This is a genomic window from Microbispora sp. CL1-1 (assembly GCF_012034195.1).
Lineage (GTDB): Bacteria > Actinomycetota > Actinomycetes > Streptosporangiales > Streptosporangiaceae > Microbispora.
This window is the reverse complement of sequence record NZ_JAATEK010000017.1, coordinates 23,545-49,594: the sequence shown is the minus strand read 5'-3', so window position 1 is coordinate 49,594 and position 26,050 is coordinate 23,545. Positions and strand designations below refer to the sequence as shown.

Genomic DNA, 26,050 nt, shown 5'->3' with positions numbered 1-26,050 from the left:
AGGGGGTGCATGATGGCGGCGCGTCAGCGGAAACCGGCCAGGGGCGTCGCCGCGTACGCCCGCGGCCTCTTCGACGCCTTCGAACACCTCGTCGGCGGTCTCGGCACCGCGCTGCTGGCGTTCGCCGCTCTGCTGTGGCTCGTCGTGGTCGCGCTCACCTGCGTGATCGGTGTGGGCCTGCTCCTCGCGCCCACCGTGCCACGGGTCGTACGGTCCGTCGCCGAGCGGGAGCGCGGCCGGCTGTCCCGGTGGGGGCCGGAGATCGTCGCCCTGGGGCCCGCGCCGGCCGGTGTGCGCGCGGCCTTCGCCGACCGGGCGGTGCGGCGGGAGCTGGGCTGGCTCCTCGTGCACGCCACGCTGGGCCTGTTCCTCGGCCTGGCGGCGCTGACCCTGGTGGTGGACGCCGTGCAGGACGTCACCTATCCGCTGTGGTGGCGGACGCTGCCCGCGGAGGACCCCGCCCCGACGCTGGTGTTCTGGGACGTGCGCGATGACGCCGACGCCTGGGCGGTCGCGCTCCTCGGCGTGGGGCTTGCCGTCGGCTTCCTGGCGCTCGGGAGCGGAATGGCCCGGTTGCAGGCGTGGCCGGGACGCCGGCTCCTGGCGCCCACCGCGGACATGGACCTCTCCCTGCGCGTCGCGGAGCTGTCGGCCACCCGCGCGGCGGCGCTGGACGCCCACGCCGCCGAGCTGCGGCGGATCGAACGCTCCCTGCACGACGGGACGCAGAACCGGCTGGTCGCCGTCACCGTGCTGCTCGGCGCGGCCCGCCGCGCGCTGTCGCAGAACCGGCCGGGCGCGGAGGACATGCTCGAACGCGCGCAGGAGACCGCCGAGCAGGCGCTGGCCGAGCTCCGTACGGTCGTGCGCGGCATCCTGCCGCCCGTGCTGGCCGACCGGGGGCTCGCCGACGCGCTCGCCGGGCTCGCGGCCAACTGCGGGGTGCCCTGCCGGGTCGACGTCGACGCGCCCGGCAGGTGCGCCGCCTCCATCGAGGCGACCGCCTACTTCGTGAGCGCCGAGGCGCTCACCAACATCTCCAGGCACAGCCGGGCCCGGCACGCCACCGTGACCGTACGGCGTGAGGGCGGCCGGCTGCGCCTGCGGATCGAGGACGACGGCGTCGGCGGCGCGGACGAACGCCAGGGCTCCGGGCTCACCGGCATGCGCAGCCGGATCGAGGCCCACGACGGCCGTCTCACCCTGACCAGCCCACCCGGTGGGCCGACCACCATCGACGTGGAGTTGCCGTGCGGATCGTGATAGCCGAAGACGACCCGCTGCTGCGTGAGGGGGTCGCGCTGCTGCTGCGCGCGGAGTCCCTGGACGTGGTGGCGACGACCGACTCCCCGGACGCCTTCCTGGCGGCCGTCGACGCCCACCGGCCCGACGTGGCCATCGTCGACGTCCGGATGCCGCCGACCCACACCACCGAGGGGATCGCCGCGGCCGTGGAGGCCAGGCGCCGGCTGCCCGGTCTGGCGGTGCTCGTGCTGTCCGCGTATGTCGAGCAGGCGTTCGCCACCGAGCTGCTCGCCGGGGGGACCGACCGGCTCGGCTATCTGCTCAAGGAGCGGGTCGGCCGGGTCGGCGAGTTCCTCGACGCCCTGCACCGGGTCGCCGCCGGAGGCACGGCCATCGACCCCGAGGTCGTCGCCCAGTTGCTCACGCGCACCCGCTCCGACAGCGGGCTGGAACGGCTGACCGCCCGCGAGCGCGACGTGCTCGCCCTGATGGCCGAGGGGCTGGGCAACACCGCCATCTCCGAGCGGCTGTTCATCAGCGAAGGCGCCGTGCACAAGCACATCCGCAACATCTTCGCGAAGCTCGACCTGGCGCCCACCGACCGCGCGGACCGGAGGGTCACGGCCGTCCTGCGCTACCTGGAGGACACCCAGCGCCGCGGCTGAGGGTGCCAACGAGGAATGCCGGGCGGTTTGCGATAGTTGCCCTGTTTCGGGACTCTTCCGCTCTCAAGCGGAGGGGTCCCGTGTACGTGCGCGAAGGGACAGGGGAGCCACCACGTGACCACGAAGTCGACCACGACGACGGCATCGAAAGGCATCGGGCTACGGTCGGAGCGCGGTCCCGTGCTCGCCGCCATCATGCTCTGCACCGCTCTGGTGGCGCTGGACAGCACGATCATCGCCACCGCGGTGCCGTCCGTCGTCACCGACCTCGGCGGGTTCTCCCAGTTCCCCTGGCTGTTCTCGATCTACCTGCTCACCCAGGCCGTGACCGTGCCCATCTACGGCAAGCTCGCCGACGTGTTCGGGCGCAAGCCGGTGATGTTCTTCGGCATCGGGGCGTTCCTGCTCGGGTCGGTGCTGTGCGGGGTGGCCTGGAGCATGCCCGCGCTGATCGCCTTCCGCGCGATCCAGGGCATCGGCGCCGGGGCGGTGCAGCCCATCAGCATGACGATGGCGGGCGACCTCTACACGGTCGAGGAGCGGGCCCGCGTCCAGGGCTACCTCGCCAGCGTGTGGGGCATCTCGGCGGTGGTCGGCCCGACGCTCGGCGGCGTCTTCTCCGAGTACGTCTCCTGGCGCTGGATCTTCTTCATCAACCTGCCGCTCGGCGCCCTGGCCACCTGGATGCTCGCCCGGCGCTTCAAGGAGCAGGTGAAGCGGGGCTCCCACCGGATCGACTACACCGGCGCCGTGCTGCTCACCGGCGGCTCCTCCCTGCTCATCCTCGGCCTGCTGGAGGGCGGCGTCTCCTGGGACTGGGACTCGGCGCCCAGTCTGCTGATCTTCGCGGCGGGCCTCCTCCTGATCGCCGCCTTCGTGCTCGTGGAGCGCCGCGCGGCCGAGCCGGTGCTGCCCCTGTGGGTGTTCCGCCGCCGCACGCTCACCGGCGGCAACCTGACCTCCCTCGGCATCGGCGCCCTCACGATCGGGCTCACCTCGTACGTCCCGACGTACGCGCAGGGCGTGCTGGGCACCGGCGCGCTGGTGGCGGGCTTCGCCCTCGCCGCGCTCACCGTCGGCTGGCCCCTCGCGGCGACGTTCTCCGGCCGCTTCTACATGCGCATCGGGTTCCGCGACACCGCGCTGATCGGCATCGTCGTGGTGGTGGCCGGCTCCGTGCTGTGCGCGCTGCTCGGCCAGAACGCCATGATCTGGCAGGTCGCGGCCGCCTGCTTCGTCGTCGGCGTCGGCCTCGGCCTGTCGGCCAGCCCCACGATGGTCGCCGTGCAGTCGGTCGTCGGCTGGGAACGCCGCGGCGTGGTCACCGCCACCAACATGTTCTGCCGCTCGCTCGGCAGCACGGTCGGGGCCGCCGTGCTCGGCGCCATCGCCAACTCGACGCTGTCGGACCGCTTCGCCCACCCGCCCGCCGACGTCGCGGGACACCTGCCGGACAGCCTCGACGCCACGAGCCTGGTGCTGAAGGCCCAGGGCGCGGCGGCCCACTCCGCCGCCGCGACCTTCGTCCGGGGCGCGTTGTACGACGCGGTCCACCACATCTTCATCGCGCTCGTCGTCGTGGCCGTGCTCAGCGTCGCCGCTCTGCTGCTCATGCCCCGCCGTACGACCGAGTTGTCGTTCGACTGACGGGACGGCCCGCCGCGGCCGATCAGCCGCCCGGTGTCCGCGCCGCGCGTTCGGGGGCATGGGAGCCGCTCCGCCACGTCGCACGCGCGGCGGCGGCGCTCAACGCCCCCGCCGCGAGCAGCGCGGCGACGGCCACCAAGGCGAAGCCGAGGCCGGTGCTGAGATAGAGGCTGCCGAGCCCGGCGACGGCGCTGACGCCGGCCAGCACGGGCCCGGTCGAGTTCAACGCCGACAACGCCGATGCGCGCTCCGGGCCCACGATGGCGGCCACCCGTGCCACCAGCGGGCTGTAACCGGCCGCGTGCCCCGCGCCGGCCAGGAACAACACCGGGATCATGAGCACCGGGGGCCACCCGTCACCGGGCAGCGCGGCCACTGTCAGGGCGCCCGCGGCGAAGAAGGCCGGCCCGGCGACCGGAAGGACCGACTGCGCCCCCTCGGGCAGCCGGGCCCAGGTCAGGCTCAGCGTGGCGAACCCGATCGCGTACGGCACGAAGGCGAGCCCGGCGGCGAGCGGGCCGAACCCGAGCTCGTTCTGGAGATGCAGGGTCAGCACGAACAGGAACGCGGTGTAACAGCCCATCACCGCGACACAGGTGGCGAGCGCGGCTCCCACCCCCGCAGGCCGCAGGACAGAGAGATCGAGAAGCGGCAGGCCGCCCCGGCGGACGACCCGGCCCTCGAACCTCACGAGGACCACCAGCAGGAGCAGGCCGGCGAGCAGCGAGGCCCAGGCCCACTCCGGCCAGCCGTACTGCCTGCCGAAGATCAGCGGGACGATCACCGCCGACATCGCCGCGGTGAGCAGCGCGACCCCGCCCAGGTCGAGCCTGCGGGCCACCGGCGCGCTCTCCGGGAGCGCGCGCAGCCCCACGACCATCAGCACGGCCCCCACCGGGACGTTGACCAGGAAGACCGGCCGCCAGGTCAGCCCGAGCAGGTCGGCCCCGACCACCAGGCCGCCGATCACCTGACCGAGGGCGACGCCCAGGGCCAGCACCATCGAGTAGACGCCGATGGCCCGTTTGCGGGCGGAGCCGTCGAAGCGAAGCTGGATCAGCGAGAAGACCTGCGGCACCATCAGCGCGGCCGCCACGGCCTGGGCCACCCGGGCCGCCACCAGCACCGGCGCCGCCGGTGCGAGCCCGCACAGCAGCGACGCCAGTGTGAAGGCCGCCAGTCCGCCGAGGAAGGCCCGCCGATGGCCGATCAGATCCCCCGTACGGGCGCCGGTCACGTTGAGCACCCCGAGCGTGAGCAGGTACGCCGACGGGACCAGTTGCAGGACGGCGTCATCGACCCGCAGATCGTGCTGTATCGACGGCAGCGCGACCGTGACGATCGAGCCGTCCATCGACGCCATCATCTGCCCGGCCAGAAGCACGGTGAGCACCCCCCACGGCCGTGGCCTCGTCAATCTCGACATGGCCCTCAGGCTCCGCGATCGCGGGCCCCGGGGTCTTGAACATTTTTGCCCGTGCGGGGATCCGTACAGTGGACCGGTGCGGACATCGAGGTCAGTCATCGATACGCCGGATTTCTCCGTCCACGTGGTCTCCTGCACGGCCCGGCATCACACCTGGTCGACGCCCGAGGAGGGCGGGTCGTACGGCATCGTCCTCGTGCGCCGCGGGATGTTCCGGGTGCGCGGCGACGGTCACCGCATGGTCGCCGATCCCACGATGGGCTACGCGCAGTGGCCGGGCGGCGAGTACGCGTTCGCGCACCCCGCCGGCGGCGACGTCTGCACGTTCGTCGGGGTGCGGCCCTCGCTGTGGCACGCGGTGGTGGGCGACGAGCCGCCGCATCCGTCGCTGGCGATCGACGGCCGGGCCGAGCTCGCACACCGGCTTCTCCTGCGCGCCGCGCACGGCTCGGCCGACCCCGCGGAACGGCTGGTGCACACGCTCGTCACGACGATCCGCCCGCGAGCCGACCGGCGAAGCCCGAACCGCGGCGGAGTCCTGGCGGACCGGGCGCGAGAGGCCATCCTGGCGGACGACCCCGACTCGGCCGATCTCGTACGGCTGGCCCGGGTGCTCGGGGTCTCGCCCTCCCACCTGAGCCGGACCTTCCGCAGGCAGGTCGGCATGACGGTCAGCCGCTACCGCAACCGGGTGCGGGTCGGCCGAGCCCTCGCCCGCATCGAGGAGGGAGAGCAGGACCTGGCGGGCCTCGCCGCGGCTCTCGGCTTCGCCGACCAGGCCCACCTCACCCGCACCATGCGGGCCGAGCTCGGCCGCCCGCCCGGCCACATCCGTCGGCTGTTGTCACCGAATGCCTGCCTGGTGAGCTCACCCGCCGAGCAGCGGCACCAGGCTGATGTCATCTAACCAGGCTGATGTCATCTAGCTGATGTCATCTAAGCGGATGCGCTCCATCGGCAAGATCGACGTCTCGGCCACGCATTACGCCGTCTTCAGCGAGTCCGGCTTCGCGGCCGACCTGCTCGCGGAGGCGAGCCGCAGGGACGACGTCCATCTGGTGGATCTCGACGACCTTCACGACGAATGACCACGTCGTACGGGAGGTTTCAGGCCGCGGCGCGTTCGGCGAGGGGACGGCGGCGCAGGCTCTCCTGCTGGAGCGCCGGGGGCACGTACGCCTGGTCGAGCGTGCCGACGTCGGTGCCGGGCGGCACGATCGCGTCGATCCGGTCGAGGATGTCGTCGGTGAGCGTGACGTCGACGCCCGCGAGCAGGTCGTCGAGGTGGCTCATCGTGCGCGCCCCGAGGAGGGCGCTGGTCACGCCGGGATGCGCGATGACGAAGGCCAAGGCGAGATGGGTCAGCGGCAGGCCCGCCTCCTCGGCGAGCGCGATGAACCGCTCGACGACCTCGATGCGCTGCTCGTCCTTGACGTGCGTGACGAAGCCGGCGCGGCGCAGCTCGTTCTGCCGCCCCTTGCGGACCCGTCCGGTGAGCAGTCCCTGCCCGAGCGGGCCCCACACGAGCGTGCCCATTCCGTAGCGCTGCGCGGCCGGCAGCACCTCGCGTTCGATGCCGCGGTTGAGCAGCGAGTATGCGGGCTGCTCGGTGCGGAACCGGGCCAGGCCGCGCCGCTCGGCGACCCACTGGGCCTCGACGATGTCGGACGCCGGCATGCCGGACGTCCCGATCGCGCGGACCTTCCCGCTGCGGATCAGGTCCGAGAGCGCGGAGAGCGTCTCCTCGATGTCCGTGGCAGGGTCGGGCCGGTGGATCTGATAGAGGTCGATGTGGTCGGTCTGCAGGCGGCGCAGCGAGTTCTCGACGGCGGTCATGATCCAGCGCCGCGAGGCGCCCTGCTGGTTGGGATCGTCGCCGACGGGGCGGCTGACCTTGGTCGCGAGCACGACGTTGTCCCGCCGTCCCTTGAGCGCCCTGCCCACGATCTCTTCCGAGTCGCCGTAGGCGTCGGCGGTGTCGATGAGGTTGATCCCCGCGTCCAGCGCCTTGTGGATGATGCGAACCGTGTCGTCGGGATCGGGGTTGCCGATGGACGTGGCGAACATCAGCGCGCCGAGTCCGAAGGGGCTGACCTTGATGCCGGTGCGGCCGAGCGTGCGGTAGTGCATGCGAACCATGCCTTCTTTCGTCGAAGGATGCGGGTCGTCCGTGGCTCCGGCGCGGGTCCGCCGAGCCGTTTCCCAGCCTCCGGCGGTGCGGGCGCCGGCGGGAGAGACGCCCTTATCCGGGGACAGGCCGTCCCTGGCAACGTCCGGTTTCCGGGGGCATGGTGAAGGGTGTGGACAGAACCGAACTCGCCGACTTCCTGCGCCACTGCCGCGCCCGGGTGACCCCCGCCGACGTGGGGCTGTCGCAGGGCGCGCGGCGGCGTACGCCCGGACTGCGCCGCGAGGAGGTCGCGCAGCTCGCGGGCATGTCCACCGACCACTACACGCGGCTGGAGCAGGCCAGGGGCTCGCACCCGTCCCGCCAGATGCTCGCCGCCGTCGCCCGCGCGCTGCGGCTGACCGGCGACGAACGCGACCATCTCTTCCACCTGGCCGGCGAGGAGCCGCCGCGGGACCGTACGGCCACGGAGCATGTCCGTCCCGGCCTGCTGCTCGTGCTCGACCGGCTGGTCGACACCCCCGCCCAGGTGGTGAACGACCGCGGCGACGTCCTCGCGCAGAACGCGATGGACAAGGCACTGCACGGTGACACGTCCGCCCGCCCCGAGGCGGAGCGCAACATCATCTGGCGTTACTTCACCGACCCGTCGGCGCGGGAGCTCTTCCCGCCCGAAGACCGTGACAACGCCGCCCGCACGGCGGTGGCGGATCTGCGCGCCACGGCCGCCCGCCGCCCGGGCGACGCGCGGCTGGCCGCGCTCGTACGCCGGCTCCGGGCCCGCAGCGAGGAGTTCGCGGCGCTGTGGGAGGCCCACGACGTCGCCGTACGCCGCTCCGACGTCAAGCGCTTCCTGCATCCGGTGGTCGGGCTGATGGAGCTGGACTGCGAGGTGCTGCTGAGCCCGGAGCACGACCAGCGGCTGATCGTCTACACCGCTCGCCCGGGCAGCGAGTCGTACGAGCGGCTGGAGCTGCTGCGCGTGGTCGGCCTCCAGGACCTGACCCACGGCTGAACGTCCCCGTCCCGGCGAACGGAGACGGGACGGGGACGGACGTGGGCCGTCAGGAGGCGGCGTCGATGGCGTCCTTCGTGGGCGGCTCGGCGCCGTTGACGCTCGCGCCGTCCTTGGCCGAGCCGGGGGTGCCGCCGGACAGCAGGGCGCGGGCCAGGCCCAGCCCGGTGCCGCCCAGCGTGAGCGCCTTGGCCAGCATCTCCTCGATGCCCTGCGCGCCGTTGAGCACCACCATGTGATCGACGTTGCCGAGCGCCTTGGAGGCGGCCTCCACGATCTGCGGCCAGTTCTCGGCGAGCTGCTGGGCGATGACCGCCTCCTGGTTCTCGCGCAGCGCCTCGGAACGGGCCCTGATCGCGTCGGCCTCGGCCAGGCCCTTCGCCTTGGCGGCCTCCGCCTCCGCGAGACCCTTCGCCCTGGCCGCCTCGGCCTCGGCGAGACCCCGCGCCTTGGCGGCCTCCGCCTCGCCGAGACCGGTCGCCTTGGTCGCCGCCGCGGCGGCCTCACCACGCACGCGCACGGCCTCGGCGTCCGCCGCCGCCGCCTGCTTCACCTGGGACGCCTGGGCCGCGGCGCGCAGCTCGGTCTCCCTGGCCTCGGCCTCGGCCTGGGCGATGCGGGCGTCGCGCTCCGCCTGCGACAGCGTGACGGTCTCGTACGCCTTGGCGTCGGCGGGCTTGCGGACCTGCGACTGGAGCCGCTGCTCGGCGAGCTGGGCCTCCAGCTCCGCTGCCCTGGTCTCCTGGACGACGACCTCCTGCCGCGCGGTCGCCTCCGACAGCGGGCCTGCCTGCCGGGCCTTGGCCGCCGCCTGGTCCACCTCGGCCTGATAGCCGGCCTGCTGGATCTGCGACTCGCGGACGGCGGCGGCCTTCTTGGCGGCCGCGATCTGCTCGGCTTCGGTGGCCTCCTGGTCGCGCTGCGCCTCGGCGATGCGCGCCGCGGCGGCGATCTTCGCGGCGTGCGGCTTGCCGAGGTTGGTGATGTAGCCGGTCTCGTCCTCGATCTCCTGGATCTGCAGCGAGTCGACCACCAGGCCGAGCTTGCTCATCTCGTCGGCGGCGGAGCTGCGGGTCTCGCTGGTGAGCCGCTCGCGGTTGAGAATGAGATCCTCGACGGTCAGGTTGCCGATGATCGAGCGCAGGTGACCGGTGAACAGCTCGTGGATGGCGCCGTTCATCGAGTCCTGCTGGTCGAGGAAGCGCCGGGCGGCGTTCGCGATGCTGGTGAAGTCGTCGCCCACCTTGTAGATGATCACGCCGCGCACCTGGACCGGGATGCCCTGCTGGGTCACGCAGTTGACCTGCAGGTTCGTGGCCCGGCTGTCGAGCCGCAGCCGCCGGGCGGTCTGGAAGCCGGGCAGCACGGCGGTGCCCTTGCCGGTTATGATCTTGAAGCCGAGGCTGTCGGCCAGCTCGTTCTTCGTGTGGGCGCCGAGGCCCGAGATGATCAGCGCCTCGTTGGGTTCGGCCACCCGCCAGATGGCCTTGAACAGGAGAATGAGGACGATGACGGCGACAATGGCCACACCGCCCACGACCAGGATCTCCGGTGACATTGGAGCCTCCGTGTAGTGGGGGGATCAGGGAGTGGAGGAGGGCGCGGGTCAGACGACCGCGCGAGCGACGTAGACGGTGCGCGGGGGTGAATACTCCACGACGACGACGATGGACCCCACCGGGATTTCCTCGTCCGGAATGCTCGGATAGGCGTAGAACGCCTCGACACCCCCGCGGATAGGCACCATCACCTCGCCGACAAGGCCCGGGCCGATCCTGCCCGTGACCCTGCCCTGTCTGCCGACCACCCGCGTCACCCCGTCGTTTCCACCGCTCCTGGCTGCACCGCGAATGCGCAGGTTACCCCGTATCACCGCGCCGTGACAGAGCCGAGTTCCGTTCCCGGGCCCGCCGGCTGCGCAATCCGCCCTACTTCGCACCATCACTTGACAGAACGGGAAGGCGCCGTCGGAAGTTCCGTACGCGGCCGGGGCCGGGCCCCCGAATCGGAGCCCGGCCGGATGCGCAGGACGGATGCGCCGGATGAATGCGCCGGCTGGATGCGCCGGATGAATGCGGAGGTCAGTAGCAGACCCGCATGCCCTGGGAGATCCAGTCGTAGTAGCCGCCGCCGCAGCCCAGGTGGTAGAGGTGCCGGGGACGAGCGCTCTGCCCGCCGTACACGCCGCCCGCCGCGGTGATGGAGGCGTTCTTCACCAGGGAGAAGTGCAGGTGGGCCTCGGACGTGCCGGTGGACCCGACCAGGCCGATGATCGTGTTGTTCGTGACCGTCTGGCCGGTCCTGACGTACACGGCGCTGAGGTGGCACACGACGCTCCACCACCCGCCGCCGTGGTCGACGACGATGTACTGCCCGCAGCTCTCCCACCCGGAAGGCGCCCAACCGGCGTACCTGACCGTCCCCGCGCCACCGGGGGACAGCACCGGGTCAGTCCGTCGACCTGGTCGCCGTTGTTGATCTGGCAGGTCACGTTGAGGGCGGTGCCGTTGGGCACGTAGCGGATCACATGGTTGACGTGAGGCTCGCTCTGGATGGCGAGGCCCTGGGCGTCCGCACCGGTCACGTGATAGGTGGCCGCCTGCGCGGGAACGGCGACCCCGAGCACGCCGGCGACCAGTGCGGCGAGCAGGATCAGGCCTCTCACCGCTGCTGACGAAGCGTTCATCGTCGTCCTTTCTGCTTCCTGTGCGCCTCCTGTGGACTGAGTTCCGGTGTACGAGCGTGATCGTTGGTGCGCACCGGCCACGCCGTGGCTCGCACCAACGAAACAATCCGCGGTGCCGTCTATCGGGCCGGCGCGGCGGGCTCCCGCTTCCCGGGCCGGCGCAGCCGGGTGAACGCCCAGGAGATGTCGGGCTCCACCGCCCACCGGAAGGCCCTGCGTACGGGAGACGTGCAGAGCAGGGCCGCGAGCCCCACCCCGGAGACCGCCATGGCGGTCACGCCGAGCGGGTTGACGAGGACGTCGTGGAAGCGCTCGGCGACCTTCACGACGAACCCGTGCAGCAGGTAGGCGTACATCGTGGCGACGCCCAGTCCGGTGAACCAGGTGCGGCGGCTCGGCGCGACCGCCAGGAACGCCGCCACCAGCAGGGCTCCGGCCGCGAGCAGCGCGAGCCGGATCAGCGTGCCGGTCAGGTCGTCCACGCCGATCTGGTGGTTGGAGTGACGCCAGCGGATCCACTCCGTCGGCACGAGCCTGTGCACGGCGAACGCGGCGGCGAGCGCCGCCGCCAGGACGGCCCCGCCCGCGATCCTCGCCCGCCGCCCGCGCAGGAGGTCGAGGTGCTCCGGCGTGAGCATGAGGCCGAGCACGTAGAACGGCAGCAGGCCGAACGTGCGGTTCATCGACAACTCGTCGGGCAGGGCACTGGTGCCCGACAGCAGGCACAGCCCGACCGCGATCACCAGAGGGTGACGCAACTGCTGCCAGACCGGCGTGGACAGCCGCCACAGGAACAGCGACATCAGGAACCAGGTCAGGTAGTACGGGTCGAGCAGGCTGATCTCGAGCTTGCCGTACAGGAAGTAGCGGGGCAGCGAATAGGCCACCTCGAAGATGACGTACGGCACCGCGAGGCCGCTGATGAGCTTGCGCGCCTTACCAGGAGAAAACGTGAAATTTCGGGACAAATAGCCGCTGACGACGATGAAGAGCGGCATGTGGAAGAGGTAGACGAAGAAGTAGAGCGCATGCGCCGCGGGAACGTCCCGCAGGTCCTCGACGAGATGCCCGGAAACGACCAGCACGATGGCCAGGAACTTGGCGTTGTCCAGCAGCGGGTCACGAGCGGCGGACCTTCCGGCCGGGCGGACGGGGGCGATCACGGTCATGCGCCCGGACCCTAGTCACCGTCCGTGAGCACCGGCGCAACCGCGGGCGAACAGTCCCCGAACTCTTCCCGCGCCCGTCCGCACCCCGCCATCCCCGCCATCCCCGTCACCCCCGCCCTGCGCCACCACCCGGACCCGGCCCGCCGGGTCGGGCGGTCCGATAGCGGGTGGCGAAGCCGGACGCTCTGGCCGCCGAAGGCGGCGAGTTCCGCCCGGAAGCGACTCCAGGGTGCGGAGGCGGCAGGGTGAACAGCCGGACGCCCCGTCTTCCTGGTCTTCCCGCGACCGGCGATACAGGCGGGAGCCCTATGAGGCGGCCAGGCCGGTGGCGGCGAGGCTCGCGTCCCACAGTGCGGCGGCGAGGGCGGGGTCGGACATCCTTTCCGGCACCCGCGCGGGAGCGTTCTTGACGAAGTACCGGCCCGGGTGATCGACCCCGTCGGGGTGGGTGGCGAGATGGACGATGCGCTCGGCCCCGGCCTCCGGCGGCTCGCCCATGCCCGGCAGGAGCCACACCAGCTTCATGAAGAACGTGCCCTCGGCGAACGAGGTCTTGAGCACGCCGGGGTGGAGGCACGTGGCGGCCAGGCCCCTCTCGGCGAGCGACACGGTGAACAGCGCGTTGGCCTGCTTGGTGTCGCCGTACTGCAGCCAGCCGTTCCAGCGCCGCCGCTCCCTCGACAGGTCGGCCGGGTCGATGCGGCCCGACTTCCCGGCCCGGGACGAGGTGGTGACGACCCTGGCGGAGGACGCCGTGAGCCGGTCGAGGAGCAGGTTAGTCAGCAGGAACGGCGCCAGGTGGTTGACCTGGATCATCATCTCGTTGCCGTCCACGGTGGTCCGGCGGTCGGGCGTCATCACGCCGGCGTTGTTGATCAGCACGTCGATGCGCTCGTAGCGCGCGAGCAGGTCCGCGGCGAGCCGGCGCACCTGATCGAGGGAGGAGAAGTCCGCGACGAGCGTGTCCGGACGGCTTCCGCCGGCCTGCTCCGCGCGGTCCGCGACGGCGCGGAGCTTCTCCGGGGTGCGTCCGACGAGCACGATTTGGTGACCTCGCCGGGCGAGATCAAGGGCAGACGCTGCACCGATTCCGGCACCTGCCCCAGTGATTACAGTAATCATCAGTTCCTCCCACTGCGCCAGAACTGTATCGGTGCTAGCCTTCTGTGCGATCTTCCGGAGGTGCATTCCCCCATAAATGCGGCGCGAGCCTCCAGCAATGCAGGAGTGGCCATGGGTTCGAGAAACCGGTCGATTCGGTTCAAGATCTTCTTGTTGCTGCTCCTGCCATTGCTCATGTTGAGTGCTATGTGGGGGTTTGCCCTAAAGCTCACGGTCGGGGACGGCCTCGTCCTCCTGCACTCCAAGACGCTGTACGACACCATCGGAGTCACCTCCACCGACCTCGGCACCCAGATCCAGGCCGAGCGCGCGCTGACCGCCGGCGTCCTCAGCAGCGGCCGCACGACGTCGGCCGCGCTCACCGCCCAGCAGGCCAAGACCACCGCCGCCGCGGAGAAGTTCAAGAAGTCCGCCGCCGACGAGGCCACCCGCGACGCCATGAGCGAGGAGCTCGAGGCACCCCTGAAGTCCCTGCTGTCCTCCCTCGAACGCCTCCCCACGATCCGGGAGGGCGTCTCGCTCGGCAGGTCCGACCGGCTGACCACGATCACCGCGTATAACGCGATCATGGACGACCTGTTCGCGCTCTACGAGCGGCTCGTCTCGGTGCCCGACCTGACCACCTTCCAGCAGGCCAGCGCCATGCAGGGGATGGGCAACGCGCACGAGATGATCACTCGTGAGGACGCCCTCGTGCGCGGCGCGCTCGCCAGCGGCACGATGACGGCCGACGAGCAGAACGCCTTCAGCGAGTGGGTCGCCACCCGGCGGTTCCTCTACAGCAAGAACCGGCCCATCCTCAGCGGTGAGATGCGGGCGCCGTACGAGCAGGTGCTCACCTCGCCGCTGTTCGACCGGTTCACCGCCCTGGAGAACGAGATCGTCAACCAGGTGCGCTCCGGCGGCCCGCTCCCGGCGGACGCCGAGAAGTGGTCGCCGACCGTCGACCAGCTGATCCTCCGGCTCGACTCGGCCCGGGTGAAGGCCTCGGACGCGCTCAGCGGCTCCGCCACCACGGTCGCCACCGGGATCATGCTCCGCATCCTGATCGCCGGCGGGCTCGGTCTCGTGGTGATCATCGCCACGATCATCTTCTCCGTACGGTTCGGCCGCCGGCTCGCCCGCGACCTCGCCGGCCTGCGCGACGCCGCGCTCGAACTCGCCCTCGTACGGCTGCCGCAGGTCGTCGGCAAGCTGCGGCGGGGCGAGGACGTGGACGTCGAGACCGAGGCGCCCCCGATCAAGGCGACGGGGTCCAACGAGGTCGAGGACGTCGCGCGGGCGTTCAGCTCCGTCCAGCGCACGGCGGTGGAGGCCGCGGTCGGCCAGGCCGCGCTCCGCCGCGGCGTCAGCCAGGTCTTCCTCAACCTGGCCCGCCGCAACCAGACCCTGCTGCACCGCCAGCTCACGCTCCTCGACACGATGCAGCGCCGCACCGAGGACCCGGAGAGCCTGGAGGACCTCTTCCGGCTCGACCACCTGACCACCCGCATGCGCCGCCACGCGGAGAGCCTGATCATCCTGTCCGGCTCCGTGCCCGGACGGGCGTGGCGCAAGCCGGTGCCGTTGATCGACGTGGTCCGCGCCGCGATCTCCGAGGTCGAGGACTACACCCGCATCACGATGGCCCCGATGCCGGAGATCGCCATCGCCGGTGCGACCGTGGCCGACGTGGTGCACCTGATCGCCGAGCTGCTGGAGAACGCCACGATCTTCTCGCCTCCGCAGACCAGGGTGGAGGTGCGCGCGGAGGTCGTCGCCAACGGGCTCGCGGTGGAGGTCGAGGACCGTGGTCTCGGCCTGGCGCCCGAGGAGTACGACGAGATCAACCGGCGTCTGGCCGACCCGCCGGAGTTCGACCTGGCGGACAGCGACCGGCTCGGGCTCTTCGTCGTCGGCCAGCTCGCCGCCCGGCACGAGATCGGGGTGGTCCTGCGCGGTTCGCCGTACGGCGGGACGACGGCGATCGTGCTCATGCCCCGGTCCCTGGTGGTGGACGAGGGCTCGCCCGCGGCGCTGGCGGGCCCGCCCTCGCGCGGCTCCCACGCGAAGCCCGCGCTGGCCGCCGGCGGCAGCGACACCGACATTTCGCTCAGCGACACGCTCCAGGCCGATCTCGGGCTGCGCGGCTCCGCCCCCACCGGGGAGCCCCGCGAGGTCCGTACGCTCGTCGGGGAGGTCGCGAAGGACGTTCCCGACGACGCTCCCGCATCGGGTGACGCTTCCGGGAAGACGGGCGACCGGGAGGAGCGCACGGGCGCGTCCGAGCCGTCCCCGTTCTTCACGCCGGCCGCCCTGCGGACCGACGCGGTGCCCTCCGCCGCGCGCGACGACCTCTCCCCGCGGCCCAACGGCTCCGGCCCCACCCCCGCACCGGCCGCCGAGCCCGCGACCGCCGCCGCCGGGGTGGGCGCGAACGGCCTGGCGCAGCGGACGAGCAGGCAGCGGGCCAGGGGCCCCGTCTCCAACGGCACCCACGCCGGCCTGCCGCGCCGGGTCCGTCAGGCCAACATCGCCCCGCAGCTTCGCGCCCAGTCGCAGGAGACCGGTCCGCAGACGCCGCCGCTGTCCGCCCCGACCGTGGAGGAGCGGTCACCGGAGGAGGCCAGGGCGATGTTCAGCGCCTTCCAGCGCGGCGCGCTGCGAGGCCGGGAGGACTCCGATCAGCCGGGTGGGGCCGCACCCGGTGATCACGCACACAACACGCACGGCGAGAAGGGTGACGAATGACCGGCAAAGCGACGTCGACCGGCGAACTGAACTGGCTGCTCGACGATCTCATCAGCAGGGTCGCCGCCGTCCGCCAGGCGGTGATCCTCTCCACCGACGGTCTCGTCGTTGGAGCCTCCCAGGGGCTGAGCCGGGAGGACGCGGAGCACCTGTCCGCGGTCGCCGCCGGGTTCCAGAGCCTGGCGCGAGGCGCGGGACGCCACTTCGGCGGGGGCGAGGTCAGGCAGACCATCGTGGAGATGGAGGCCGCGTTCCTGTTCGTCACGGCCGCCGGCCAGGGCACCTGCCTGGCCGTGCTGGCCGCCTCCGACGCCGACGTCGGGCACATCGCTTACGAGATGGCGATGCTGGTCAAGCGGGTGGGGCAGCACATCTCCACCAACCCGCGGCGGATCTCCCCATGAGATTGGTGGCCACATGACGGGACCCCAGTGGATGGACGAGGAGGCCGGGCCGTTGGTCCGGCCCTACGCGCTGACGGGGGGCCGGGCACGGCACTCCGGGGCCAAGCTCGACCTGATCACCATGGTGACCACCAAGGGCTCACCGAGGGACGTCCCCGGCATTGGCCCCGAGCAGCGGCGGATCCTCGATATCGCGCGCAGAGGCGCGTCGGTGGCGGACATCGCGTCCGACATCGACCTGCCGCTGGGCGTGGTCCGCGTCCTGATCGGGGATCTGCACGACCTCGGACTCGTCGACGTACGGGCTCCGGGCAAGGTGGCGCCGCTGCCAAGCGAGCGCATTCTCAAGGAAGTGATCAATGGCCTTCGCGCCCTCTGAGGAGCCGGTCGCCCTCAAGATATTGGTGGCCGGCGGCTTCGGCGTCGGCAAGACCACGCTGGTCGGCGCGATCAGCGAGATTCGCCCCCTGCGCACCGAGGAGGTGCTGTCCGATCGCGGCGTCGGCGTCGACGACACCGACGGCGTGGAAGGCAAGACGACCACGACGGTGGCCATGGACTTCGGCCGCATCACCATCAGGGAAGGGCTCGTGGTCTACCTGTTCGGCACCCCCGGACAGGAACGGTTCTGGTTCATGTGGGACGAGCTGTCCTACGGCGCGCTCGGGGCCGTCGTGCTGGCCGACACCCGCAGGCTGACCGACTGCTTTCCGTCGATCGACTACTTCGAGCAGCGCGGCACGCCGTTCATCGTCGCGGTCAACTGCTTCGACGGCGCCGAGCAGCACGAGCCCGAGGACGTGCGGATCGCCCTCGACCTCGACCCGGACGTCCCCGTCCTGCTCTGCGACGTACGGCGCCGCGCCTCGGCCAAGGTCGTGCTCGTCACGCTCGTGGAGCACGCGCTCAAGATGCTGACGGCGGCCCAGCGCTAGCACCGGGCCCACCCCCGTCAATGTTGGACTGACCACTCCGTACGCGCCGGCGGGCGGTGCTCCCGTCCGTCAGCCGTCGTCGATGACGAGCGCTCCGGCTCTCACCAGTGGCGGGCCTCCTGCACCAGCCGGTCTCGGACGAGGGTGACCTGGCGGCGTACGGATGCGCCCGCCCGTTGCGCGAGGAAGCCGGTGTTGATGGGCGGGTCGTCCGGGTCGAGGAGCAGGACGAGCTCGCCGCTGTCGAGCTCGCCGGCGCACAGGTAGCGCGGCAGCACGGTGACTCCGGCTCCGGCGACGACGGCCGCCAGCACACCGCGCAGATCGGGCACGGTCACCGCGGGCGACCTGGTCAGGCGCGTACGGAAGACGTGGCGCCAATATCGGCGGAGGATGGGCACGTCCTCGGCGTAGGCGACCAGCGGGGCGTCGTTCAGGGCGCCGGGATCATCGCAGGCGACGGGGCCGATCCGGTCCGCCCAGGCGGGCGCGGCCACCAGCACGAACTCCTCGTCCATGAGCGGTGTGGCCACCACGGTGCGGCCCCTCGGCCGGATCGCCGAGAAGACCAGGTCGAAACGCCCTGCGCGCAGGCCTTCCAGCAGGTCGTCGGCCAGCCCGGCCGTGACGCGCAGCCGCAGGCCCTGCTCGACCAGCGGTGCCAGGGCGGGCAGCACCCGGACGCTCAGCATCTCGGCCGGACCCCCGAGATGCACCGGCTCGGAGGACTCCCCGCCCAGGCGTCCTCGTCCGGCCACCACCGCCAGCTCGTCCAGCGGGCCCGCGACCTGTGCGGCCAGCTCGTCGGCCACCGACGTGGCGGCCACTCCTCGCGGCAGCCGTTCGAACAACTGGCGATCGAGCTGCTCCTCCAGCGTGCGCACCTGACTCGTCACGGTCGGCTGCGACAGCCCGAGCAGTGCGGCGGCCGCGGTGAAGGAGCCGGCGCGATAGACGGCGAGGAAGGTCCGCAGCAGCATCAGATCCAGGGGCCCGCCCGCCGCCCGGTCTCCCGACGCATAGGCGTTCCTATGGCTCATGCAGCGAATGCTATTGGTTCTCTGATGCCTGAGCCGCCTACGATCCAGCTCGTTCCCTCGCCGACGGGCCGCAGGGCGTCGTCGGCTCACCTCACCCTCGCCTTGAGCGAGGACTCCGGAAAGAGCACGAGTAATGGCGAAGATCCTTTTTGTGATGACCGGTGCGCGCCACCTGACGCTGGCCGACGGGACCGAGCATCCGACCGGCTTCTGGGCCGAGGAGTTCGCGGCTCCCTACCTGGCGTTCACCGAGGCCGGGCACGAGGTGGTCGTCGCCACCCCCGGCGGCGTCGTGCCCCCGGTCGACCAGGCGAGCCTCGCCCCCGAGGTCAACGGCGGCCAGGAGGGCGCGGACGCGATGGCAGCCACGCTCCGGTCCGCCGCGGAGCTCCGGAACCCGATCGCGCTGGAGAGCGTCGATCCGGCCGAGTATGCCGCGGTGTTCTACCCCGGCGGGCACGGCCCGATGGAGGATCTGGCGGCCGATCCGCACTCGGCTCGCCTGCTGACCGACGTCATGGCCGCGGGCACGCCGGTGGCCCTGGTCTGCCACGGCCTGGCCGCCCTCCTGGCCACCGAGGGTCCGGACGGCGCCTCGCCCTTCACCGGCTATGAGATCACCGGCTTCACCAGGGCGGAGGAGACCCTGGCCGGGCTCGCCGACCGGGTGAAGTGGGTCCTGGAGGACCGGCTGGTCGCCCTGGGCGTGCGGTTCTCCGCAGGCGAGCCCTGGGCGCCCGTCGTGGTCGTCGACCGCAACGTCCTCACCGGGCAGAACCCCGCCTCCTCCGCCCCGCTGGCCGCCGAACTGCTCAAGACCCTCGGCTGATCGGGGCGGGCACCGGAGCGACGTCCGCCGCGATCGGCCGCCGTCTGCGGGCCCATGGCCTGGGGGGAAGGCCGGCCGTGCCACGACGACGCCTGGGCGGCGGCCAGGGGCCTCGACTGGCGCCCGTACGCCGAGCGCCTGCGCGACCTGCTCGGCGATCCGTGATCCCCGCAGGTCACTGACGGCGCGGCCGGATCGTGCGGCGCCCCCGCGCCCGCACGATCCGGCGTGCCGCCCCCTCCAGCGGACGCTGCTCAGCGGTGGACCAGGAAGTCGCGCGCGGCGCGCCGTCCGCCGATCCACGCCCTGAGCGTCGGCCCCCAGACGAGCTGCGCGAGCCGTACGGCGAGCACGCCGAGGACGGCCACCTCGGCGGTCAGCAGCAGCCGCTCCACCAGGCCGATCATGACGCCGTGGCCGGGCAGCGCGACGTACGTGATGGCCGCCAGGCCGAGACCGGAGGCGAGCGTCAGCCACTCCAGCGGCCGGGCGACGGCCTTCCACCGCTCGTCCTGTCCCAGGCGGCCCACCAACTGGATGGCGGCGGCGGGCACGCTCACGAAGGCCGCCACCGACAGGGCGCCGTGAACGTCCCCCTGCCAGACCGTGCCGGACGGGATCACGGCCGCACCGACGAGCGAGACGCTCCACAGGCCGATCAGGCGGGCGGGCCAGCCGTGCACCGGCGCGTCGAGCGCGCGCATCCCGGCCAGCAGCGCGAGCGAGGCCAGGCCGAGGACGGCCATGGCCGTCTCGATGGCGCCGCCCCCGTCGCGGGCGGCGTACTGGCTGATCGTCATGGAGACGGGGTCCAAGGAGGAGTCCCCGGCCACCTGCGCCGCCACCACGGTGACGACCGCGAACAGGATGCCGCCACAGGCGAGCAGGGGATAGATCCTCTTGACCATATGGTCAGGATCCCGCGCACGGCCCGTTCCCGACATCCGGGACAACGCGTAGATGCCCCCGAGAAAGGGTCAGGGTCGTCTCAGGGTGGGGCCCAGACCTGCGGCCCGGGCCCCACCTCGGACGGCTACTGCTGCGCGGCCTCGTGGTAGCGCTCGCGCAGGTCAGGCGTCAGATCGGCCTCGTAGGACTCGGTGTCGCCCGTGTCCCAATGCGGGGGTTCCGGCTGCCCCGACAGCAGCCAGGCGGCCTGCTTGGCCGCGCCGTCCGCGACGTACTCCCCGGGGGTGGGGACGAGCACCGGACGCCCGAAGACGGTCGGGGCGATGCGGCGCACCGCCTCCGACCGCGCACCGCCGCCGATGAGCAGCACCCGCTGCGGTTCGAGACCGAGGGCGTCGAGCGCGTCGGCGAGCCCGCAGAGCATGCCCTCCACCGCCGCCCGGGCCAGGTGCTCCGGCGTGGAGTTGCCCAGCCGCAGGCCGTGCAGCGAACCGGTGGCGTCGGGCAGGTTCGGCGTGCGCTCCCCCTCCAGGTAGGGCACGAGCACCAGCCCGTCCGCGCCCGCCGGGGCCCGCAGCGCCAGGTCGCTCAGCTCCTGGACCGTGACCCGGAGCATCCGGGCCGCCGCGTCCAGCACCCGTGCCGCGTTCAGCGTGCAGACCAGCGGAAGGTAGCGCCCGGTGGCGTCGGCGAACCCGGCGACCGCCCCTGACGGGTCGGCGGACGGCCCCTCGGCGACGGCGAACGCCGTCCCGGAGGTGCCGATCGACACGACCACGTCACCGGGCCGCATGCCGACGCCGAGCGCCGCCGCCATGTTGTCGCCCGTGCCCGGCGCGAGCAGCGCGCCGCCCTGCTCGGCCGTGCCCGCCTGCTCGGCGGGACCGAGCACACGGGGCAGCTCCGGCACCCTGCCCATGGCCAGTTCGAGCAGGTCGGTGCGGTATTCACCGGTCGCCGGCGACCAATAACCGGTGCCGGAGGCGTCGCCCCGGTCGGTCGTGATCGTGCCGGGCCGCCCGGCGAGCCGCCAGGTGAGCCAGTCGTGCGGCAGGCACACCGACCGTGTGCGGGCGGCGTTGTCCGGCTCGTTGCGGGCGAGCCAGCGGAGCTTCGTCACGGTGAAGGAGGCCACCGGGACGCTGCCGACGGCCTCCGCCCACGCCTTGGGGCCGCCCAGCTCGGCGACCAGGTCGGCCGCCGCTCCGGCCGAGCGGGTGTCGTTCCACAGCAGCGCGGGCCGGACCACCTCGCCGTCCTCGTCGAGGCAGACCATCCCGTGCTGCTGGGCCCCCACGCTCACCGCCGCGACGTCCGCGAGCCCTCCCGCCTGCTCGATCGCGCTCTGCAGCGCGGACCACCAGTGCTCGGGATGGACCTCGGTGCCGTCGGGGTGGGAGGCGCGGCCCTCGCGCACGAGGGCCCCGCTCTCCGCGTCCCGGATGACGACCTTGCAGCTCTGGGTCGACGAGTCGACCCCCGCGACCAGCGTCACAGTCGTCCCTCCGCTCTCGTCGTACCGGTCAGCCGCGCACGCCGAGGAGGTGCTCCAGCGCGAGCTGGTTGAGCCGGGTGAAGTGGAAGCCGCGGGCCGCCACCTCGTCCACGTCGATCGACTCGGCGAGGATGTCGTCGTAGGTCTCGCCCTCGGCCAGGGTCGGCTGGGCCAGCTCGGTGAGCTTGCTGGCGGCCAGCGCCTCCTGCACCTCGGGGTCGGCGCGGAAGGCCTTCGACTTCTCCTTGAGGATGAGGTAGGTCCGCATGTTGGCGGCGGCCGACTCCCAGACGTCGTTCTTGTCCTCGGTGCGCAGCGGCTTGTAGTCGAAGTGGCGCGGGCCGTCGTAGCCGCCGTTCTCCAGCAGGTCGACGAGGAAGAACGCGTTCTTCACGTCGCCGTGGCCGAAGATGAGGTCCTGGTCGTACTTCGGGCCGTGCTGGCCGTTGAGGTCGAGGTGGAAAAGCTTGCCGTGCCACAGCGCCTGGGCGATGCCGTGCACGAAGTTCATCCCGGCCATCTGCTCGTGGCCGACCTCGGGGTTGAGGCCCACCATCTCGGGGTGCTCCAGCGAGTTGATGAACGCCAGGGCGTGGCCGATCGTCGGCAGCAGGATGTCGCCGCGCGGCTCGTTCGGCTTGGGCTCGACGGCGAACCGGATGTCGTAGCCCTTGTCGATCACGTACTGGCACAGGAGGTCGAAGCCCTCCTTGTAGCGGTCGAGCGCGACCCGCACGTCCTTGGCGGCCTCGGACTCGGCGCCCTCACGGCCGCCCCAGCACACGTACGTCTTCGCGCCCAGCTCGGCGGCGAGGTCGATGTTGCGCATGACCTTGCGCAGGGCGTAGCGCCGGACGTCGCGGTCGTTGCTGGTGAACCCGCCGTCCTTGAAGATCGGATGGGTGAAGAGGTTGGTCGTGGCCATCGGCACCTTCATGCCGGTCTCGCTGAGCGCCTTCTTGAAGCTCTCGATGGCCTTGGTCCGGTCCGGCTCCACCGCGAGGAGGTCGTCGTCGTGGAAGGTCACACCGTACGCGCCGAGCTCGGCAAGGCGGTGGACGCTCTCGACCGGGTCCAGCGGGGCCCGGGTGGCGTCGCCGAACGGGTCGCGCGCCTGCCAGCCGACGGTCCACAGCCCGAACGTGAAGCGGTCCTCGGGAGTGGGGGTGTACATGGGTCGCCTCCGAATTAGTCTATGTTGTGGACTAAATATCGGACGTGAGGAGCCGCAGGGTCAAGGGGGTGTGTCCGGGTTATCAACCTCCGGCAGTGGAAGATGTGATGGCACAGCCCGTCGGGCGTGCGGCGGGAGTCGCGTGGAGGGGTGCGATGACGCGGGCGGGAACGGCGTGAGGCGGGCCGCACGTGTGCAGGAGCGCGAGCGCAGCCGGCGGTACGAGCACGAGCACGAGAGCTACGGACGGCACGGGCGCGAGAGCCGCGACCGTGATGAGGTGGCGTGGAGGGTGCGATGACGCAGGCCCTGCGGCATGACGCGATGCGCGCCCGCAACCTGGCGCTCGTCCTCGCCGCGGTCGGCGCCCGGGAGTCGGTGACCCGGGCCGCCCTCGCCGAGATGACCGGCCTGACCAAGACCACCGTGTCGAAGCTCGTCGGCGACCTCATCGAAGGCGGGCTCGTGGTGGAGACCGGCGCCGTCCGGGACGGCGAGCGCGGCAGGCCCGGCGTCGAGATCCGGATCAGCGGTCAGCACGTCGCCGCGCTCGGTCTGGAGGTGAACGTCGACTATCTCGCGGTGTGCGTGGTCGATCTCGCCCGGACGGTACGGCTGCGTCGTACACAGGCTGTGGACAACCGGGCCGCACCCCCTGTGGATGTGATCGCGCGACTTGGGGATTTGGCCTCCGCGGTTGTGGATGAAGCTGTGGAGAACGGCCTGCGGGTGGTCGGCGGCGTGCTGGCCGTACCCGGCCCTGTGGACATGACCAGCGGCGTCGTCCACAACGCGCCGAACCTGGGCTGGCGCGACGTGCCGCTGGCGTCGCTCCTGCGGTTCCCCTTCCCCGTACGTGTGGAGAACGAGGCCAACCTGGCCGCGCTCGGCGAGCTGTGGTTCGGGTCGGGGCTGCCTGACTTCCTGCATGTGTCGGGAGAGATCGGCATCGGTGCGGGCCTCGTGGTCCGCGGCCGGCTCTTCCGTGGCGCGCACGGCTTCGCCGGGGAGCTCGGACATGTCGTCGTCTCCCCCGACGGCCCGCCGTGCCGCTGCGGCGGGCGGGGCTGCCTCGAACAGTACGCGGGCCAGGACGCCCTTCTGACCGCCGCCCGCGCCGCCGCCTCGGTCCGGCCCGCCCCCGTGCCCCCGGCTGCGGCGCCCTCGACTGTCGCGCCGCCAGCTGCGGCGCCCGGGAACCCGCCGGGCGGGATGCCGCCGCGCGAGGATGCCGGCAAAGCAGGGGAGACGGACAAATCGCGAGAGACGGGCACATCGGGGAAGACGGGCACGTCGGGGGAGCCGCGCGAACCGTCGTCTTCACCCGAGATGCTCCTGCCCGCGCAGCAGGGCGTGGCGTGGGTGCTGTCCCGGCTCCAGGAAGGCGACGCGGACGCGCGTGCCGCCTGCGAGCGGGCGGCCTGGGCGCTCGGCGTGGCTCTGTCGTCGGCGGTCAACCTCGTGGACCCCGACGCGATCGTCCTCGGCGGCATCTACGCGCCGCTCTTCCCCTGGATCGGCCACATGGTCGCCGACACGCTGAAGGACCGGCTCGGCCAGATGCGCGGCGCCGTGCCGCCCGTGGTCGTGTCACGGCTCGGCGCAGAGGCCGCCGCCCTCGGCGCGGCCGGCCAGGTGATCGAGCAGGTCATGGCCGACCCCGCCGCGCTCCTGCACACCTGACCGCGAGCACCCCGGCCGGGCACCGTGGACCGGGGCGCCAAGAAGCCGTAAGGACCTGTGCCGATCTTGCCCAGCACAGGTCACGGACCCGCGCCGGCCGGGTATGAGGCCGCCGATCCACGGAACCCGGACGGCCGGCGCTCTTCGCCGGCCGTCCAGCAGGAAGGCGTTATAGCGATATGTCCCGCTACTGGACGCGGCCCCCCGTCGACGCCGTAGTCCTCACGGCCCGGCGGCTGGCCATGGCCGCACTCATGATCCCGGCGGCGGGAATCTGCGCCGCACAGCCCGCGACGGCGCGTCTCGCCTCACCGCCGGCAGCGACGCATGGCCCCCGACCGTCCGCAGCAGTGCGTGCCACCCCGCCGCCCGTACACGAGGAGCCCACGGCCGGCCGCGTCCGCAGAACCGGTGGAGGCGGACGTCAGATGATCGCAGGAGGGCGCGCGAACGCCGTCCAGGGCAGGTCCGCCTCGGGCCGGTTCAACCAGAGCCTCAACGGATCCGTCTCCCCCGCCTTCGTGATGGGGCGGTCGCAGGGACCGATCACCAAGACACACTCGCTCAAACTGCAGGCCGCGTTCTGCGGATCGCAGCCCACCGCCTGCACCATGGAGCAGAGCATGCCGGTCCGCGAGATGGACTGACACCTCGCCGTCCGCTCCGCGCCACCCGTGGGCATTGCGCGCCGACAGCGGCGACCGGCACTGGCGACCGGCAGCACGCCGGTCAGGCGAGTGCCGGCCTCGGACTGTGGAGGCTCACAGCGTCAACCATGGCGGTCCCTGAGCCCGACGCCTCGGCACGCGTTCGCGATGCCGCAGGCGGCAGCTCACAAGCCCGAGGGATCGCGGCCGAGGGTGATCTCCTCGGCGATGCGCCGCAGTTCGTCGTCGGCCAATCGGGGAGTGTCGGGCAGGCAGGCGGTCAGCGCCGAGATCACCTGGTGGTACGGCGCGCCGGCATGACGGACCGCGACCTCGTGCACCGCCCGGAACAGGACCAGGTTGTCCTCGTGCTCCCGCGTCGCCCTGTCCACGATCATGTCGTCCCCCTCCGCCGGCCTCTCGCCGGCACCGATCTCCGGACCGCTCCCGGGCAGCGCCCCCGGCGCTGCCCGGTGGCAACCGTACGACCTGGCACCGACAGTTTCCGGGAAACCCACCGAGGTACAATTACTTGAGCGTTCAAGTTTTCGGGAGGGCGTCATGCCGGTCCAGCGACTCAACCACGCCGTGCTGTACGTGCGGGACGTCTCCCGCAGCGTGGCCTTCTACCAGGAGGCCCTCGGCTTCCGCGTCGTCCAGTCGTTCCCCGGGGCGGCCTTCCTGCAGGCCGAGGGCTCCTCGAACGACCACGACCTCGGGCTGTTCCAGATCGGGGCGCAGGCGGGGCCGTCGGCCGCCGGGCGCGCGACGGTCGGCCTCTATCACCTCGCCTGGGAGGTCGACACGCTCGCCGAGCTGCACCGGATCGCGACCAGGCTGACGGAGATGAACGCCCTGGTCGGCGCGTCCGACCACTCCACCACCAAGGCCCTCTACGCGAAGGATCCGGACGGGCTGGAGTTCGAGGTGTCCTGGCTGGTGCCCGCCGACCTGATCACCCAGGAGGTCCTCGACGGACGCGCCCAGATCAGGCCGCTCGACCTCGCGAAGGAGCTGGAGCGCTACGGCGCGCAGACGCGCGGCGGGGTCGGCGTCAGCGTCTGATCCGGCACTCGTGCGCACCCGTGGGCGGCCCGCTGT

The 26,050-nt window shown here is 72.0% G+C and carries 27 protein-coding genes; 15 read left to right on the top strand and 12 right to left on the bottom strand.

What is annotated here, in order from left to right:
* Positions 1-9: 9 nt before the first annotated feature.
* The 3 genes from HCK04_RS20640 to HCK04_RS20630 all read left to right on the top strand — a co-directional run bounded on the left by HCK04_RS20640 (position 10) and on the right by HCK04_RS20630 (position 3,557).
* Positions 10-1,263, top strand: coding sequence for a sensor histidine kinase (locus tag HCK04_RS20640; protein ID WP_185949004.1), 1,254 nt, complete (start codon positions 10-12; stop codon positions 1,261-1,263).
* Positions 1,251-1,910 carry a response regulator transcription factor gene (locus HCK04_RS20635; protein WP_142649013.1) on the top strand — a complete coding sequence of 220 codons (660 nt, stop codon included), beginning with the start codon at positions 1,251-1,253 and terminating at the stop codon, positions 1,908-1,910. The genes HCK04_RS20640 and HCK04_RS20635 overlap by 13 nt, the downstream gene beginning before the upstream one ends.
* Before the next feature lie 114 nt (positions 1,911-2,024).
* Positions 2,025-3,557: an MDR family MFS transporter gene (locus HCK04_RS20630; protein WP_221889947.1), complete on the top strand. Its 1,533-nt coding sequence runs from the start codon at positions 2,025-2,027 to the stop codon at positions 3,555-3,557.
* A 22-nt stretch (positions 3,558-3,579) separates the two neighbouring features.
* On the opposite strand, the gene HCK04_RS20625 is transcribed toward HCK04_RS20630, so the two are convergent.
* The gene (locus HCK04_RS20625; RefSeq protein WP_142649012.1) at positions 3,580-4,983 is read right to left on the bottom strand and encodes an MFS transporter; all 1,404 of its coding nucleotides are present in this window, start codon (positions 4,981-4,983) and stop codon (positions 3,580-3,582) included.
* Positions 4,984-5,059: 76 nt separating this feature from the next.
* Here HCK04_RS20625 and HCK04_RS20620 point away from each other — a divergent pair, with 76 nt between their 5' ends.
* Both HCK04_RS20620 and HCK04_RS20615 read left to right on the top strand, forming a co-directional pair.
* Positions 5,060-5,890 carry an AraC family transcriptional regulator gene (locus HCK04_RS20620; protein WP_168066122.1) on the top strand — a complete coding sequence of 277 codons (831 nt, stop codon included), beginning with the start codon at positions 5,060-5,062 and terminating at the stop codon, positions 5,888-5,890.
* Between the two features lie 22 nt (positions 5,891-5,912).
* The gene (locus HCK04_RS20615; RefSeq protein WP_168066120.1) at positions 5,913-6,071 is read left to right on the top strand and encodes a hypothetical protein; all 159 of its coding nucleotides are present in this window, start codon (positions 5,913-5,915) and stop codon (positions 6,069-6,071) included.
* A 19-nt stretch (positions 6,072-6,090) separates the two neighbouring features.
* Here HCK04_RS20615 and HCK04_RS20610 read toward each other — a convergent pair whose 3' ends face one another.
* Entirely contained in the window at positions 6,091-7,122 is a 1,032-nt protein-coding gene (locus HCK04_RS20610; RefSeq protein WP_312845753.1) for an aldo/keto reductase, read from the bottom strand.
* Between the two features lie 161 nt (positions 7,123-7,283).
* Between HCK04_RS20610 and HCK04_RS20605 the strand changes: the two genes are divergently transcribed.
* Positions 7,284-8,126, top strand: coding sequence for a helix-turn-helix transcriptional regulator (locus HCK04_RS20605; protein ID WP_185949003.1), 843 nt, complete (start codon positions 7,284-7,286; stop codon positions 8,124-8,126).
* A gap of 49 nt (positions 8,127-8,175) precedes the next feature.
* On the opposite strand, the gene HCK04_RS20600 is transcribed toward HCK04_RS20605, so the two are convergent.
* The 3 genes from HCK04_RS20600 to HCK04_RS20590 all read right to left on the bottom strand — a co-directional run bounded on the left by HCK04_RS20600 (position 8,176) and on the right by HCK04_RS20590 (position 10,570).
* Entirely contained in the window at positions 8,176-9,684 is a 1,509-nt protein-coding gene (locus HCK04_RS20600; RefSeq protein ID WP_142649009.1) for a flotillin family protein, read from the bottom strand.
* Between the two features lie 48 nt (positions 9,685-9,732).
* On the bottom strand, positions 9,733-9,933 hold the full coding sequence (locus HCK04_RS20595; RefSeq protein ID WP_030507699.1) for a hypothetical protein: 201 nt from the start codon (positions 9,931-9,933) through the stop codon (positions 9,733-9,735).
* 274 nt (positions 9,934-10,207) lie between these two features.
* Positions 10,208-10,570, bottom strand: a complete 363-nt coding sequence (locus HCK04_RS20590) for a M23 family metallopeptidase (protein ID WP_168066118.1) — start codon at positions 10,568-10,570, stop codon at positions 10,208-10,210.
* Between the two features lie 92 nt (positions 10,571-10,662).
* On the opposite strand from HCK04_RS20590, the gene HCK04_RS20585 reads away from it, so the two are divergent.
* The gene (locus tag HCK04_RS20585) at positions 10,663-10,800 is read left to right on the top strand and encodes a hypothetical protein (RefSeq protein ID WP_168066116.1); all 138 of its coding nucleotides are present in this window, start codon (positions 10,663-10,665) and stop codon (positions 10,798-10,800) included.
* Between the two features lie 131 nt (positions 10,801-10,931).
* On the opposite strand, the gene HCK04_RS20580 is transcribed toward HCK04_RS20585, so the two are convergent.
* Both HCK04_RS20580 and HCK04_RS20575 read right to left on the bottom strand, forming a co-directional pair.
* Positions 10,932-11,981 (bottom strand): acyltransferase family protein, encoded by a 1,050-nt coding sequence (locus tag HCK04_RS20580; RefSeq protein ID WP_142649007.1) that lies wholly within the window; start codon positions 11,979-11,981, stop codon positions 10,932-10,934.
* A gap of 306 nt (positions 11,982-12,287) precedes the next feature.
* Positions 12,288-13,103: an SDR family NAD(P)-dependent oxidoreductase gene (locus HCK04_RS20575; protein ID WP_142649006.1), complete on the bottom strand. Its 816-nt coding sequence runs from the start codon at positions 13,101-13,103 to the stop codon at positions 12,288-12,290.
* A gap of 186 nt (positions 13,104-13,289) precedes the next feature.
* On the opposite strand from HCK04_RS20575, the gene HCK04_RS20570 reads away from it, so the two are divergent.
* From HCK04_RS20570 to HCK04_RS20555, 4 genes are read left to right on the top strand one after another with little or no spacing between them, the layout of a single operon-like run.
* On the top strand, positions 13,290-15,833 hold the full coding sequence (locus tag HCK04_RS20570; protein ID WP_168066114.1) for a nitrate- and nitrite sensing domain-containing protein: 2,544 nt from the start codon (positions 13,290-13,292) through the stop codon (positions 15,831-15,833).
* A complete protein-coding gene (locus HCK04_RS20565) occupies positions 15,830-16,237 on the top strand; it encodes a roadblock/LC7 domain-containing protein (RefSeq protein WP_030507694.1) in 408 nt (135 codons plus the stop codon). Before HCK04_RS20570 ends, HCK04_RS20565 begins: the two co-directional genes overlap by 4 nt.
* 13 nt (positions 16,238-16,250) lie before the next feature.
* The gene (locus HCK04_RS20560; protein ID WP_142615892.1) at positions 16,251-16,616 is read left to right on the top strand and encodes a DUF742 domain-containing protein; all 366 of its coding nucleotides are present in this window, start codon (positions 16,251-16,253) and stop codon (positions 16,614-16,616) included.
* On the top strand, positions 16,597-17,172 hold the full coding sequence (locus tag HCK04_RS20555; protein WP_142615891.1) for an ATP/GTP-binding protein: 576 nt from the start codon (positions 16,597-16,599) through the stop codon (positions 17,170-17,172). Before HCK04_RS20560 ends, HCK04_RS20555 begins: the two co-directional genes overlap by 20 nt.
* A 101-nt stretch (positions 17,173-17,273) precedes the next feature.
* On the opposite strand, the gene HCK04_RS20550 is transcribed toward HCK04_RS20555, so the two are convergent.
* Positions 17,274-18,212, bottom strand: a complete 939-nt coding sequence (locus HCK04_RS20550) for a LysR family transcriptional regulator (protein WP_142649004.1) — start codon at positions 18,210-18,212, stop codon at positions 17,274-17,276.
* A gap of 133 nt (positions 18,213-18,345) precedes the next feature.
* On the opposite strand from HCK04_RS20550, the gene HCK04_RS20545 reads away from it, so the two are divergent.
* A complete protein-coding gene (locus HCK04_RS20545; protein WP_142649003.1) occupies positions 18,346-19,041 on the top strand; it encodes a type 1 glutamine amidotransferase domain-containing protein in 696 nt (231 codons plus the stop codon).
* A gap of 254 nt (positions 19,042-19,295) precedes the next feature.
* Here HCK04_RS20545 and HCK04_RS20540 read toward each other — a convergent pair whose 3' ends face one another.
* The 3 genes from HCK04_RS20540 to xylA all read right to left on the bottom strand — a co-directional run bounded on the left by HCK04_RS20540 (position 19,296) and on the right by xylA (position 22,619).
* Positions 19,296-19,949, bottom strand: coding sequence for a DUF998 domain-containing protein (locus HCK04_RS20540; RefSeq protein WP_142649002.1), 654 nt, complete (start codon positions 19,947-19,949; stop codon positions 19,296-19,298).
* Positions 19,950-20,074: 125 nt separating this feature from the next.
* A complete protein-coding gene (xylB, locus tag HCK04_RS20535) occupies positions 20,075-21,445 on the bottom strand; it encodes a xylulokinase (RefSeq protein ID WP_142649001.1) in 1,371 nt (456 codons plus the stop codon).
* Positions 21,446-21,473: 28 nt separating this feature from the next.
* The gene (gene xylA / locus HCK04_RS20530; protein WP_142649000.1) at positions 21,474-22,619 is read right to left on the bottom strand and encodes a xylose isomerase; all 1,146 of its coding nucleotides are present in this window, start codon (positions 22,617-22,619) and stop codon (positions 21,474-21,476) included.
* Between the two features lie 297 nt (positions 22,620-22,916).
* On the opposite strand from xylA, the gene HCK04_RS42590 reads away from it, so the two are divergent.
* Complete coding sequence (locus HCK04_RS42590) at positions 22,917-24,302, top strand: ROK family transcriptional regulator (RefSeq protein ID WP_240971634.1); 1,386 nt, start codon at positions 22,917-22,919, stop codon at positions 24,300-24,302.
* 428 nt (positions 24,303-24,730) lie between these two features.
* Positions 24,731-24,949: a hypothetical protein gene (locus tag HCK04_RS20515; RefSeq protein WP_142648999.1), complete on the top strand. Its 219-nt coding sequence runs from the start codon at positions 24,731-24,733 to the stop codon at positions 24,947-24,949.
* A gap of 185 nt (positions 24,950-25,134) precedes the next feature.
* On the opposite strand, the gene HCK04_RS20510 is transcribed toward HCK04_RS20515, so the two are convergent.
* Positions 25,135-25,347: a hypothetical protein gene (locus tag HCK04_RS20510; RefSeq protein WP_142648998.1), complete on the bottom strand. Its 213-nt coding sequence runs from the start codon at positions 25,345-25,347 to the stop codon at positions 25,135-25,137.
* Between the two features lie 163 nt (positions 25,348-25,510).
* Here HCK04_RS20510 and HCK04_RS20505 point away from each other — a divergent pair, with 163 nt between their 5' ends.
* Entirely contained in the window at positions 25,511-26,014 is a 504-nt protein-coding gene (locus HCK04_RS20505) for a VOC family protein (protein ID WP_142648997.1), read from the top strand.
* Positions 26,015-26,050: the final 36 nt, after the last annotated feature.